A 13,176-nucleotide genomic window follows, 5' to 3' on the forward strand; every position below is an offset into this window, starting at 1 on the left:
TGTGCCGCTGCCGTTCCGCGCTCTCGGGAGAGCCCTTGATGTCCGACGCCCGCACCATCACTCGCGCCATTTTCAGCGATCCGTCGCATCTGAGTTGGACCGGACGGGTAGTGGGTGCGGTGGTGGCGTTGATCGGGCTGGTGCTAGCGATCGGCGGCGCCTGGCTGGCGGTGCTCGGCGGCTCGCTCTATTACCTCGTCACCGGCGTCGCGATGGTGGGAGCGGGGGTGCTGCTGGTGCGCGGGCGGACGCTTGGCGGCTGGCTCTATCTCGCGATCGTCGTCCTCACTTTCCTCTGGGCCTGGTGGGAAGTCGGCGCCAATGCCTGGGCGCAGGTGCCGCGGATCATCGCGCCGGTCGTGCTGCTGGTGGCGGTGCTCGCGGCGATGGCGACGATGAGCGTCCGACGTGAGCGGTGGCGGTTCGCGTTGGCCGGCGTGCTGGCCGCGGTGGCGATCACCGGCGTGGACCTTGCTGTGGCCGCGGCCGGTCAGCCCGACTGGGTGCAGGGTGCGCTGCCCGCGCCGGGTACCCAGGGCATGGCCGATCCGTCGGCCCAGCAGACCGGCGCCGACTGGCCGAGCTATGGCGGTACGGGTAGCGCCCGGCGCTATTCCCCGCTCGCGCAAATCAACGCGTCCAACGTCGGCAGCCTCAAGCGCGCTTGGCTGATCCACACCGGCGACATGCCGAGCTCGCCCAGGATCGCCAAGACCTATGGTGCCGAGAACACGCCGCTGAAGATCGGCGACAGCCTGTACCTCTGCACGCCGAAGAACATCCTGATTGCGCTCAATGCCGCCACGGGTGAGCAGCGCTGGCACTACGACCCCAACGTGCCCGACAAGGCCATCCCATACACGGCCGCGTGCCGGGGCGTGGTCTATTATGCCGTGCCCGGCATGGCGGCGGACCAGCCCTGCGCGACGCGCGTGATCGAAGGCACGCTCGATGCGCGGCTGGTCGCGGTGGATGCGCGCAGCGGCCGGCCCTGTGCCGATTTCGGCAGCAACGGCCAGGCGGATATCAAGCAGGGCATGGGGCAGGTACCGGCGGGCTATGTCTCGATCAATTCGCCGCCGACGCTGGTGCGCGGCGTGCTCGTCGTTGGCCATCAGGTGCTCGACGGGCAGGACCGCTGGGCGCCCTCGGGCGTGATCCAGGGCTTCGACGCGCGCACCGGCAAGCTGCGCTGGGCGTGGGACATGATGCACCCGGAGTGGAACGGCTATCCGCCCGCGGGGCAGGAATGGGCACGCGGCACGCCGAACATGTGGACCATGGCCAGCGGTGACGAGCAGCTCGGCCTCGTCTATCTGCCCATGGGTAACGCGGCGGCCGATTATTATTCCAGCCTGCGCCGCCCTCAGGAGAACCAGTTTGCCACTTCGCTGGTCGCGCTCGACGTGACCACCGGCAAGCCGCGCTGGCGCTTCCAGGCGGTGCGCAAGGATGTTTGGGATTACGACTTTGGCGCCCAGGCGACGCTGATCGATTACAAGGGTGTCCCGGCGATGGTGCTGCCGTCAAAACAGGGCGACATCTACATCTTGGATCGCCGTACGGGCCGCCCGCTGACCCCGGTCGGCGAGATCAAAGCACCGCAGATCGGCGTCGAGCCGCAACAGCGCGCCGCAACCCAGCCGGTGTCGCTCTGGCATACGCTGCGCAAGCCCGACCTGACCGAGCGCGACATGTGGGGCATGTCGCCGATCGACCAGATGGTGTGCCGCATCCAGTTCCGCCGGGCGAGCTACAAGGGCTTCTTTACGCCCCCCGAGGCGGACCGACACTCGATCGAATATCCTGGGTACAATGGCGGCACCGACTGGGGCGGCATCGCGGTCGACCCGCAGCGCGGCGTGATCGTAGCCAACTACAACGACATGCCCAATTATGTCCGGCTGGTGCCGCGCGCCGAGGCGAACAAGCGTGGGTGGCAACCGCGCGACCAGGCCCGCGGCAAGATCGGCGGGGCGGAAGGCGCGGGGGATCCCCAGGCGCACACCCCCTATGCCATCGACGTCAATGCGGGGTGGCAGCTGCCCTTCACCGGTATGCTCTGCAAGCAGCCCCCCTATGGCGGCATTCGTGCGATCGACATGGCGACGGGCAAGACGATCTGGGACCGCCCGCTAGGCGAGGCGCGCACCAACGGGCCGTTTGGCATCCCCTCGATGCTGCCAATCACCATCGGTACGCCCAACAATGGGGGATCGGTAGTGACCGCGGGCGGGCTCATCTTCGTCGCGGCCGCCACCGACAACCTGATCCGCGCGATCGATCTGCGCACCGGCAAGACGCTGTGGAAGGACGTGCTGCCGGCCGGCGGCCAGGCGACGCCGATCACCTACGAGATCGGCGGCAGGCAGTATCTGGTGATCTATGCGGGCGGCCATCATTTCATGAAGACGCCGATCGGCGATGAAGTGGTGGCCTATGCGCTGCCGTCCTAGGGCGTTGATGGAGACCTGTACCGCCTTCCGGGAAGCGCACCCGCGATTGTTCTTACTGCAATGGTACCAAGGGGTTGCTGGGCGTATCCTTTGTTTAGCCCGACTAGAGAAGAGCGTGCCTTTCGCGGGCGACGGGCTACACGATCATTCACGGCTTAGAACCGGGAAGACTTATGGCAGAGGAATCAAGGACCGAATTACACCATTCGCTCAATCTGGCGGGCTTCCGCGCGCTGGCGACCGCCGCCGGCCTGTTGCAGCTTTGCCGGGAGCTCGAAGCGGCGAAGCTTCTATCTCCCGATGCGATCGATCGCGTGCGCGACTCCATGTTCAACGAGTTGATGGAGCAGGCCGCCCCTGCGCGCCGGTACGACGCGGCCTTCGCAGCGCATCTCCGGCGCAGGCTCGAAGGCCTGTTTTCGGGCGCGGAGCGGCTCGGCGACACGCCCATTTTGCCGTCCTGACGCTGCGCGCCCCAAGCGGAGGATCGCTACGCTACCCCATTGGCGGCAGGCCGTATGGGAAGGCTGCGGCATGACAACGGGTCCCTCCGCCTCCGGCGCCGGTTCCCATCATCCGGAGGGGATGGGGATGCTCACCGTCGCCGTCAGCGGCTCGCCGCATTCCGAATGGCTTGTACAGCAGGCACGATCGCTTGCGGCGCGGCTCGGCGTTCCCTGGGAAGCGCTGCATGTCGAGACGCCTGCCGCCGACCGCGATTCGCCTCGCGGGCTTCGGGCCGCGGCGGCGCTTGCCACGGCGGCAAAGCTGGGAGCCACCATCGCGCGGGTGCCCGCCGCATCGGCCGCAGACGGAATCCAGGCGCATCTTCGAACCACGCCGATCCGGCATCTCGTATTGGGCCACACCGCGGAAGGTCGCCGCAGCTGGTTTCGCAGCCCCGGCATCGCCGACCGCCTTCTCGCGGACGAACAGCGCCTGGCGGTCCATCGCTTCCCCCATGCCCGCGAGGAGGATCGCGGCCGGTGGAACAGCGCCGGCCGGCCGGCCGCTTCGATACCCTTCCACCATTATCTGCTTTCGGCTGGCGCTGTAGCGCTAACCCTGGTGGTAGCGGGTCTGTTGCAGGCCCTTGTCGGGCTTCGCACGCTCGATCTGCTGTTCCTTTTCCCGGTGATCGCTGTCGCTGCGCGACTGGGGCTTGGCCCGGCCCTGCTCGCCGTGGCGCTCGCGGTGCTAGGCTATAACTATTTCCTCATGCGCCCGCTCAACGCGTTCAACCTGCACGCCCCGCTCAACCTGGTGATGGGCGGCGTCCTCGGGGCAGTGGCGGTCTATACGAGCACGATTACCGCACGGCTGCGCGGCCGGCTGGTGCTCAGCGACCGCAGCGCGCAGGAGAATGCGAGCATCGCCGCGCTCGCGCAGAAGCTGACGCGGGACGCCGATTGGGAGACGACTGCGCGGACGGTTTGCGAGCACGTCCATCGCCTGTTCGACGTGCAGGCGACGATGTACCGCGAAGTCGACGGTGCGATTTGCCACGTGGCGTCGATCCCCAGCCAGATCCGGCTCGGCCCGGTCAACCAGGCCGCGCTCGACTGGGCCTGGGCGAATGGGGAGGCGGCCGGTGTCGGAACCGCCGTGTTGGGCGCAGCGGACTGGCAGTTCCATCCATTGAAAACCTCACTTGGCATGCTCGCCGTGCTCGGCATCGCGCGCGACGACGGACGGGATCCGGTGAATGCGGTGCAGAAACTGCTGTTGCACACGCTGATCGCGCAGGCGGCCCTGGCGCATGAGCGGCTGCGGCTCGAAGACAGGATGCGCGAAGCGTCACGGGCATAAGCGAGTAGCCACGGCGCCTTCCAGGTGGTCGATGCGTTGGAATGCGGAAGGAGAAACAGGCATGGTGTTCGCCACGACGGCGCTTGCTCGAGAGCTGGCATGAAAGCTGTGATGGTCCGCCTCGCCGATCAGCTCCGCCAGAGCTACTGGTTCATCCCGACGGTGATGACGCTGGCGGCGGTACTGCTGGCCGGCGGCATGGTGTGGCTGGACGGGCAGGACGGATCGGGCTGGATGGACCGCTTCGCCTGGCTGCATGCTTCACGACCCAGCGGCGCGCGGCAACTGCTCTCCGCGATCGGCGGATCGATGATCACCGTGGCCGGCACCGTTTTCTCGGTGACGATCGCCGCGGTCGTCTATGCCTCGGGCGAATATGGGCCGCGACTGCTCAGCAATTTCATGCGCGATCGGGGCAACCAGATCACGCTTGGCACCTTTATCGCCACCTTCCTCTATTGCATCATCGTGCTGCGGACGGTGCGGTCCCCGGAGGAGTCCGGTGCCGCCGCGTTCGTGCCGAATCTCGCGGTGCTGGTGGCGTTGCTGCTTGCGGTCTGTTCCGTGGGCGTGCTGATCTTTTTCATCCACCACGTGCCGCAGCGCATCCACATCAACAGCGTGATCGAAGATATCGGCCGCCGCTTGCTGCACGAAGTGGACCGCCGCTTCCCGAGCGTGATCGGTACCGCCGACCCCAATACCGCCGAGACGGAAGCGAAAGATCGCCTGGAGCCGGACGGCAGCCCGCGCGCGGTCGGGGCGCGGGGCACCGGCTATATCCAGCTGATCGACGAGGATCTGCTGATGCGGACCGCTACGGATTCCGATCTGGTGTGCCGCATCCGCTACCGGCCGGGAGATTTCGTGCATGAAGGTCGAACGCTGCTGGAAATGTGGCCGGCCGAGCGGTGCGACGATGCGTGCATAGGCCAACTGCAAGGCGCCTTCGCGCTCGGCGCCCAGCGTACCGCGTTACAGGACCTGCGCTTTCTGATCGACGAACTTGTCGAGATTGCCGACCGGGCGCTCTCTCCCGGCATCAATGATCCCTTCACTGCGGTCACTTGCATGGACTGGCTCGGGGCGGCGCTCTCGGATCTCGGTCGCAGAAAGCTGCCGGAGCCGCTGCGTCGGGACGAGGCGGGCATGGTTCGGGTGATCGCGCATCCGCTCGATTTCCCGGCGCTGCTGGAACGTTCGTTCGGCGCACTGCTGCAGCATGCGGGGACCAGCACGATCGCAGCGCTCCATTACCTGCACATGCTGGGGGAGATTGCCGCGGACTGCGACAATGCCGATCGCCGCGCGCTTCTCGCGCGGTGGGTGGACCGGATCGAGTTCAAGGCGAACGAGGCTCTCCTGGACCATGATGCGCGACGTGTCGTCGCGGCAGCGCGCGCGGTGCGGGCAACGATCCTCGTTGGCGACGAATGACCACTGTTGGGCGACGAACCGAGGCAGCGCGCCCTGCATTCCTGAGCTTCCGACGGTAAGCCGTTTGGAAAGGAGGGCTATTTGCCACGTATCGATACTGTCGTCCGCTTCGGCGCGCACGTTGCGCCGGCTATCCTGCTCGCCGCCTGTGTACCCGCTGCTCCCCCTGTCGCTGTAAAGGCACCACCGCCGCCGCCCGTTGCACGGCCGACGCTGGTCGCGCCGCCGATCGACGCGACCTCCGCGAAGCCAAGGCCCAGGCGGTCCGACGAGCCGCCGGCAGCCTTGCTCAACGCGGTGCAGGCACTCGGCGCCGGGTTCCAGGGGCAGGTTGCGATCTCGGTGCGGGATGTCGATCGTGGCTGGATGGTCGCATGGAACGGTGACCGACCGCATCCGCAGCAGAGCGTCAGCAAGCTGTGGGTGGCGATCGCCGTGTTCGATGCGATCGATCACCAGCGCCTCTCGCTTGCCACCCCGGTGACGGTTACCCGTGCCGATCTCACGGTCTTCCACCAGCCAATCCGCCCGCTGGTTGGTTCGAGCGGCTATCGCACCACGGTAGGCGCACTGCTCGAATGCGCGCTGACCCGCAGCGACAATACCTGCAACGACGTACTGCTGTGGAAGGTCGGCGGTCCTGCCGCAATCCGCCGCATGCTGAAGGAGAAGGGCATCGATGGCGTCGGCTTCGGCCCCGGCGAGCGTGAGCTTCAGGCGAAGACCGCCGGTCTGGTCTGGCGCAAGGAATGGGCAGGCGGCTGGGGCTTTCTCCAGGCGCGCGCGGCCATGCCTGCGGCAGAGCGCCGCAAGGCGCTCGATCGCTATCTGGCTGCGCCCTATGACGGCGCGACCGCCAACGGCGTGACGCTGGGCCTGTCGCTGCTAGCGCAGGGCAAGCTGCTCAGCCATGGCTCTACCGATCGACTTTTCCGGATCATGCTCGCGAGCAAGACCGGCCCTTTGCGCCTGAAGTCCGGCCTGCAGCCCGGCTGGAAGATGGCGCACAAGACCGGCACCGGCCAGGAACTCGGCAATCTCGCCACCGGCTATAACGATGTCGGCCTGCTCACGGCACCCGACGGGCACCGCTATGCGGTGGCGGTGATGATCGCAAGCACGCGCCAGTCGATCCCGGTGCGGATGCGGCTGATGGGTGACGTCACCCGCGCGGTGATCCGCACGGCGGAATGAGGCGCGTCTTCGCTTTCCGGGTGGAAATCGCCTAACCTGCGTTCAACGAAAAGAAAAAGGGACGAGGATCGCCTTGGACGACGCCATCGAAGCAACGGATCGTCGTGCCCGCATTCGCGAGCGCCTGTTGCATCTGGCCCTGTACCGCTGGTGGCGCCAGTCGGTGGTAGCGCCGATCGACCACGAGGCGGTGGTCGCCCGGATCGTGGAGGACAGCGGCTGGTCCGGCCGCTTCGCCTTCATGACGATGATGTCCGCCGGGATCGCGGTGCTAGGGCTGCTGCTGTCCTCGCCGGCGGTGGTGATCGGCGCGATGCTGATCTCGCCGTTGATGAACCCCATTCTCGGCTTCGGCTTCAGCCTCGCGCTGTTCGACTTCGTCGAGCTGCGAAGGTCGCTCAAGGCGCTGGCGATCGGCGCCTTTGCAGCCGTCGCCTTCACGGCGTTGATCGTTACCATCTCCCCGCTCCAAGCGCCGACCTCGGAGATCGTTGCGCGCACCCGGCCCAATCTGTTCGACCTAGCCGTTGCGCTGTTCGCGGCGCTGGCGGGTACCTATGCGATCATTCGCGGGCGGGGCGAAACCATCGTCGGCGTTGCCATCGCCACCGCATTGATGCCGCCGCTGGCGGTGGTCGGCTATGGCATCGCCACCTGGAACGCGCCGGTGGGGATGGGTGCGCTGGCGTTGTTTGTCACCAACTTCATCACCATTGCGCTCTCCGCCACCGCGATGGCGCGCTTCTACGGCTTCGGCCATCATCTCTCGAGCCGCCAGACCTGGACCCAGACGGCGATCCTGATCCTCGTCTTCGTCGCGATGTCGTTCCCGCTCGGCATCGCGCTCAACCGCATCGGTCGCGAGGCGGTGGCGGTCACCCAGGCGCGATCGCTGCTGGCGGAGCGGTTCGGCGCCAAGGCGCGGGTCACCCAGCTCGACCTCGACTTCACCCGCGAGCCGCTCGTCGTCCGCGCCGTGGTGATCACACCGCAGGACGCGATGCAGAAGACCGCGACCATCCAGAAGGCGATGGCGGCGCAGCTCGGCCGTCCGGTCCGCCTCAATCTCGACCAGGTGCTGCTCGGCGCAGGCGCCGACGCGCTGGCGGCACAGCGCGAGGAACTGCGGCGGGCAGGGGATGCGTCGAACCAGGAGACGCAGCGCGCGACCGAAATCGCGCAGATGGTGGCGCTGATCGCCGGCCTGAAGCCCGACGACGTGACCGTCGACCGCGACCATCACCGCGCCACCGCTGCCGCGACGCCGCTGCCGGGGGCGGGGATCGAAGCCTATCGCATGCTCGAGACGCGGGCGGCGCAGCGCGCAGGCGACTGGACGGTGGCGATCGTCCCGCCCCAGGGTCCGCTGCCGGAGATCAGCTTCGCGGACAATGTCGATAGCCTCGACGCGCGGGCGGCCGAGGCTGTCGCTGCGTCGATCTGGGCGGCGAGGCGCTGGAACATCGGTGCGCTCGGCGTGCCGGGTCTGCCCAAGGGCACCGCGCCAGCGAAACCCAACCTCACGCAGCGACGTGCGCTCGCCATTGCCGAGCAATTGCGCCGTGCCGGTCTCGCCCCAAGCGCAGCCCCGCCTGCCGGGCAGCGCTTTGCGCTCGTCCCGGCGCCGGTTCTGCCCTAGGGATTTTCACCCGCCCAGTCGCTTCAGGAGTGCCCGCGTTGAACGAAATCGGCCTTCCCGAACTCGGCACGTTGCTGATTGTCGCGTCGCTGGTGGCGATGATCTCGCGGCGGATCGGGCTGCCCTATACGGCCGGGCTGGTGCTGGCCGGGATCGCGCTCGCGTTCCTGCCGGTGGGCGCCAACCTGCCGCTGTCGCGCGAGCTGATCTTCAATGTCTTCCTGCCGCCGCTGATCTTCGAGGCGGCGTTGCAGCTGCGCTGGCAGCGGTTCCGCGAGGAATTGCCGCTCACCGTCGTGCTGGCGTTCCTCGGCGTCGCCATCTCCGCGCTGCTGGTTACCGCCGGCATGCATTGGCTGCTGGGCTGGAGCTGGCTGGGCGCGGCCTTCTTCGGCGTGCTGATCGCCGCGACTGACCCCGTCTCGGTCATTGCCGCCTTCAAGGAGATGAAGGCCGAAGCGCGACTGAGCATGGTGGTGGAGTCGGAAAGCCTGCTGAACGACGGCGTTGCCGCGGTGGGCTTCGCGATCCTCATTGCGGTCGCCGAGGGCGGCGGGCTCAGCGTCGGTAGCGTCGCGACATCGCTGCTCTGGACGGTGCTCGGCGGCGTGGCGATCGGCGGCGCGATCGCCTTCGTGGTGCTGACCGTCGCGGGGCGGACCGAGGACCATCTTGTCGAGGTGACGCTGACCACCGTGATCGCCTGGGCAAGCTTCCTGCTGGCGGAGCATGTCCATGCCTCAGGCGTGTTCGCCGCGCTCGCTGCCGGGATCATCGTCGGCGCGATCGGCCCGCGCGGCTCGATCTCGGTTGCCGGGCGCCAGCATGTCCAGGATTTCTGGGCCTATGCTGCCTTCCTCGCCAATTCCTGCCTGTTCCTGCTGATCGGCAGCCATGAGGCGCATCAGCCGATCGCACTGGTCAGCGGCGCGCTGGTCGCGGGCATCCTGCTGACGCTGCTCGGTCGGGCGGCGGCGGTCTATCCGCTGGCGGCGCTGTTCGCGCATACGAGGCTGCGGCTGCCGGCAACCTATCAGCACGTGCTCGTCTGGGGCGGGCTGCGCGGGGCGGTGGGGCTCGCACTAGCGCTGGCGGTGCCGGCGAACGTGGTAGAGCGCGGCGCCATCGTCGTGGTCACCTTCGGCGTCGTCGCCTTCTCGATCTTCGCCCAGGGCCTTACGATGCCGCCGCTGCTCCGTCGTTGGAAGCTGACCGGCGCGGCGGACGCCGAGCATTAAGTCAGGGGCCGATGTCGATGGCGTCGGCCTGCGTTCTGGTGTGCGCACCGTTTACGAAGCCGAGCGCCCGCGCCACCGGGCCGTTCCAGTCATAGGGATCGGTGCGGACCGTTACCCGGCCGATCTCGTCGACAAAGGCATTCTGGTAGAGCAGCCGAACCGGGATGCGTACCGGGAGGGCCACGAAGGTCTGCGCGCCGCTGGCGCTCGCCACCTGCCAGCGATCGGCCACGCCTTCGTCCTCGGCGATGCGTTGCGCGAAGCCCAGCGCATCCTCCACCCGCACGCAGCCATGGCTGAGATGCCGCTGGCTGCGCTCGAACAGGCCCGGCGCGCTGGTATCGTGAAGGTAGATCGCCTGGTCGTTGATCATGTCAAACTTGACCATTCCCAGCGCATTGTCCGGTCCCGGCTGCTGGACGATATAGCCGCCCCGGCGCACCATGTTGTGGCTGGCGAGATAGTCGGGGCCGACATGCGCCAGTTCGGTATTCTCGATCGACTTGGGGATTGTCCAGGTCGGGTTGGCGACCAGGCGATAGATGGGGGACGACAGGAGCGGCGTTTCCCGGCCCGGCTTTCCGACGATGACCTTGCGGGTGTCGACCGGCACGCCGTCGCGATAGTAAGTGAGGCGCGCGGCGGCGATGTTGACGTCGATGCGCGTCGCCAGTGGATTGCGGGCCAGCCACCGCAGCCGCTCGAGCGCTACGGCGAGCGCCCGGGCGCGGTCGGCGGGGCTCAGGGTGAGCACTTCGATCGTGCGCGGACCGACGACCCCGTCCTCGGCAAGGCCATAGTCGCGCTGCAGCGCCCGCACCGCATCGGCGATGTCGCTGGTATATAGGTGCGACGGGGCGGGGGCAGGGGCCGAAGTCGTACCGAAGTCCAGCAGATAGCCTTCCGCCGCGAGCTGCTTGGCGATCGCCGGAACGCGATCGTCGCGGTCGCCGGGGCGGATCAGGCCGTTCGCTGCGATTGGGGGGGCGGAGCCGTTGCCGAGGCGCTGCTCGGCCACCGCGGCGCGATAGGCCTCGGAAAGGCGGCGATAGTCTGCGTCCTGCGGGGCGAGGCCGGCAAGCCAGGCGGGCAGGTCGCCGCGGTCGAGTGCGGTACCGAGCCCTGCGACGATGTCGACGTCGGGGCGGGGCAGCGTATAGACGGCGTGCAGCGTTGCCGGATCCACCACGCCCATGGCCAGCGCGCGGGCATAGCGGAGCGCGGCGCGCGTGCGCGCGACATCTAGCGCCTCGGGACTTGCGGCAGGCTCGACGGAGAACGGAAAGGACAGCCGATCCAGCCCATGATCGACACGGTGCGCGATCGCATCTTCGAGGGCGCGCGCGGCCGCGTCGGTCCAGACGAGGCGCCACTGTGCCCGATCATAGAAGCGCTGAAGCTCGGGCTCGGTTGCGAGCGACCGGAGCGCAGCCTGCGCCTGCCCCGCGGACTTGAGAACAGCGGCACCCTGGCGAACGGCAGCTGCGGCGGCGGGAGGTGCAACGGACAGGAGAAGCGGGGCTGCAACCATGCAGCGAAACCGAAGGTTTGAAACAGTCATGTCCTTGCAAACGCCCCCGCGCCGCAGATCGGTCGATCGTGCCTGTGCCCCGCTTGGGCAGGCGGGTCGCGAGTGACCCCGGCGATCCTCAGCGCTGCCGTCTTGCTGGGCGCGCTCGTATTGTTCGTATCCGAGCGCGTCCGGCACGATCTGGTGGCGCTGCTGGCGTTGCTGGCCTGCGTGCTGCTCGGCCTTACACCACCGGCAGAGGCCTTTGCCGGCTTCGCCGATCCGGCCGTGATCGCGGTCGCGGCGGTGCTGGTGATCGGTCGCGCGATCGAGCTGTCCGGCGTCGCTGCCAGCGTATCGCGTGTGCTGATGCCGGCGCGCGCAGGCTTTACCGTCCGGCTCGCGGTGTTGCTGGTGTTGGGCGCGTTCCTTTCCGCCTTCATGAACAACATCGCCGCGCTGGTCGTCACCATGCCGATCGCCGCGCAGGTGGCGAGGGAGGCGAAGCGGCCGCCTGCCGCGACGCTGATGCCGCTTGCCTTCGCCACCATCCTGGGCGGCATGACGACGCTGATCGGGACGCCCGCCAACCTCATCCTGTCCTCGGTGCGCGCCAAGGAGCTGGGCACGGGCTTCGGCTTCTTCCAGATGGCGCCGGTAGGGGTGGCGGTGTCGGCGGTGGGGCTGCTGTACCTCGTGCTGGTCGGTTGGCGGCTGCTGCCGGTGCGGCAGGGGATGGACCGACCGGTGCGGCCGCCCTGGCGGGTCTATGAGCTGACCGTACCGGCTGCCGTGTCGCTCGCCGGTCTGCTTCCGCGCCTACGGACGGCAGCGGTACGGCTGCTTGCCGCCTTCCGGGAGGGGCATCGGATCCGGCTGGAAACCGGTCTGGAGGCCGGAGACCGCCTGCTGGTGGTGTCGCGCCGCCAGCAATGGATCGCTGCGGAGGCCACCGGGCTACGGTCCGACATCGAGGAAGCGGAGGGCGACAGCGTTACAGCGCGTGTCGTCGTCGCCCATGGTTCGTTCCTCATCGGCCTCAGTCACGAGGCGATCCGGATCCGCAGCAACGACACGCTTACCGTTGTCGCCGTGGGGCCGCGCGCTGCGCGGCGGCGCGCGCCGCTCGCTTCGCTCCGTATAGAGGCGGGCGATCAACTGTTCGTGCGCGGCCGCCCGGCGGATCTCGCGCGCTTCGTCGGCACTGCGCGACTGCTCGAGGTCGACCGGGTCGATCGCCTGCCCGTCGCCCGTAGGCAGGCGGCGCCGATCCTGATGATTTTCATCGCCGCGATCGTCTCGATTGTTGGGTTCGGAGCGCCACCGGCGCTCGCCTTCCTGGCTGCTGCCGTTGCATTGGTCGCGACACGGCTGATGGGAGCGGACGAAGTGTACCAGGCGATCGACTGGAGCGTGATCGTACTGCTCGCGGCAATGATACCCGTCGGCCACAGCTTCGAGACGAGCGGCGCCGCCGCCATCGCCGCCGAATGGCTGGGTGCTACGCTCGCCGGCCTACCACCCGTAGTGGTAATCGCCGCGCTCTGCAGCATGACGCTCTTGTTGTCGATCTTCCTCAACAACGTTGCGACCGCGATCATCATGGGTCCGCTCGCGATCGATGCCGCGCGGGTGCTGGGCATCGGACCGGACGCGGCGCTACTGGCGGTGCTGATTGGCACCTCAGCCGATTTCCTCACACCCATCGGCCACCAGAATAACCTGCTCGTGATGGGGCCCGGCGGTTACCGCTTCACCGATTATGCGCGCATGGGTGCCGTCCTCGTCGTGCTCGTCGTCGGGACGGCGGCGATGGTCCTTGCCCTCCCATAGCGTGGCGAAACCCGGCGGGGAGGGGCAATCCGTTTCCTATGGCCATGAATTTCCGTTCCC

9 protein-coding genes are annotated in these 13,176 nt (G+C 67.8%); 8 read left to right on the forward strand and 1 reads right to left on the reverse strand.

What is annotated here, in order from left to right; all coding sequences use genetic code 11:
- Nucleotides 1-38 precede the first annotated feature (38 nt).
- From A7X12_RS07385 to A7X12_RS07415, 7 genes are all read left to right on the forward strand, one after another.
- Nucleotides 39-2,456, forward strand: coding sequence for a membrane-bound PQQ-dependent dehydrogenase, glucose/quinate/shikimate family (locus A7X12_RS07385; RefSeq protein WP_084445184.1), 2,418 nt, complete (start codon nt 39-41; stop codon nt 2,454-2,456).
- Between the two features lie 173 nt (nt 2,457-2,629).
- Nucleotides 2,630-2,920, forward strand: coding sequence for a hypothetical protein (locus A7X12_RS07390; protein WP_064311014.1), 291 nt, complete (start codon nt 2,630-2,632; stop codon nt 2,918-2,920).
- Between the two features lie 127 nt (nt 2,921-3,047).
- Nucleotides 3,048-4,265: a DUF4118 domain-containing protein gene (locus tag A7X12_RS07395; RefSeq protein WP_198161949.1), complete on the forward strand. Its 1,218-nt coding sequence runs from the start codon at nt 3,048-3,050 to the stop codon at nt 4,263-4,265.
- 99 nt (nt 4,266-4,364) lie between these two features.
- Entirely contained in the window at nt 4,365-5,702 is a 1,338-nt protein-coding gene (locus tag A7X12_RS07400; RefSeq protein WP_064311016.1) for a DUF2254 domain-containing protein, read from the forward strand.
- 213 nt (nt 5,703-5,915) lie between these two features.
- Nucleotides 5,916-6,896 (forward strand): serine hydrolase, encoded by a 981-nt coding sequence (locus tag A7X12_RS07405; protein ID WP_084445200.1) that lies wholly within the window; start codon nt 5,916-5,918, stop codon nt 6,894-6,896.
- A 73-nt stretch (nt 6,897-6,969) separates the two neighbouring features.
- Nucleotides 6,970-8,535: a DUF389 domain-containing protein gene (locus A7X12_RS07410; RefSeq protein ID WP_064311018.1), complete on the forward strand. Its 1,566-nt coding sequence runs from the start codon at nt 6,970-6,972 to the stop codon at nt 8,533-8,535.
- 29 nt (nt 8,536-8,564) lie between these two features.
- Entirely contained in the window at nt 8,565-9,773 is a 1,209-nt protein-coding gene (locus A7X12_RS07415; protein WP_232318397.1) for a cation:proton antiporter, read from the forward strand.
- Between the two features lies 1 nt (nt 9,774).
- Here the strand turns inward: A7X12_RS07415 and A7X12_RS07420 are convergent, their stop codons facing one another.
- The gene (locus A7X12_RS07420; RefSeq protein WP_232318398.1) at nt 9,775-11,304 is read right to left on the reverse strand and encodes a L,D-transpeptidase family protein; all 1,530 of its coding nucleotides are present in this window, start codon (nt 11,302-11,304) and stop codon (nt 9,775-9,777) included.
- 102 nt (nt 11,305-11,406) lie between these two features.
- Between A7X12_RS07420 and A7X12_RS07425 the strand changes: the two genes are divergently transcribed.
- Nucleotides 11,407-13,116, forward strand: a complete 1,710-nt coding sequence (locus A7X12_RS07425; protein WP_064311020.1) for an SLC13 family permease — start codon at nt 11,407-11,409, stop codon at nt 13,114-13,116.
- Nucleotides 13,117-13,176 lie beyond the last annotated feature (60 nt).

This window comes from Sphingomonas sp. TDK1 (assembly GCF_001650735.1).
Classification (GTDB): Bacteria; Pseudomonadota; Alphaproteobacteria; order Sphingomonadales; family Sphingomonadaceae; genus Sphingomonas.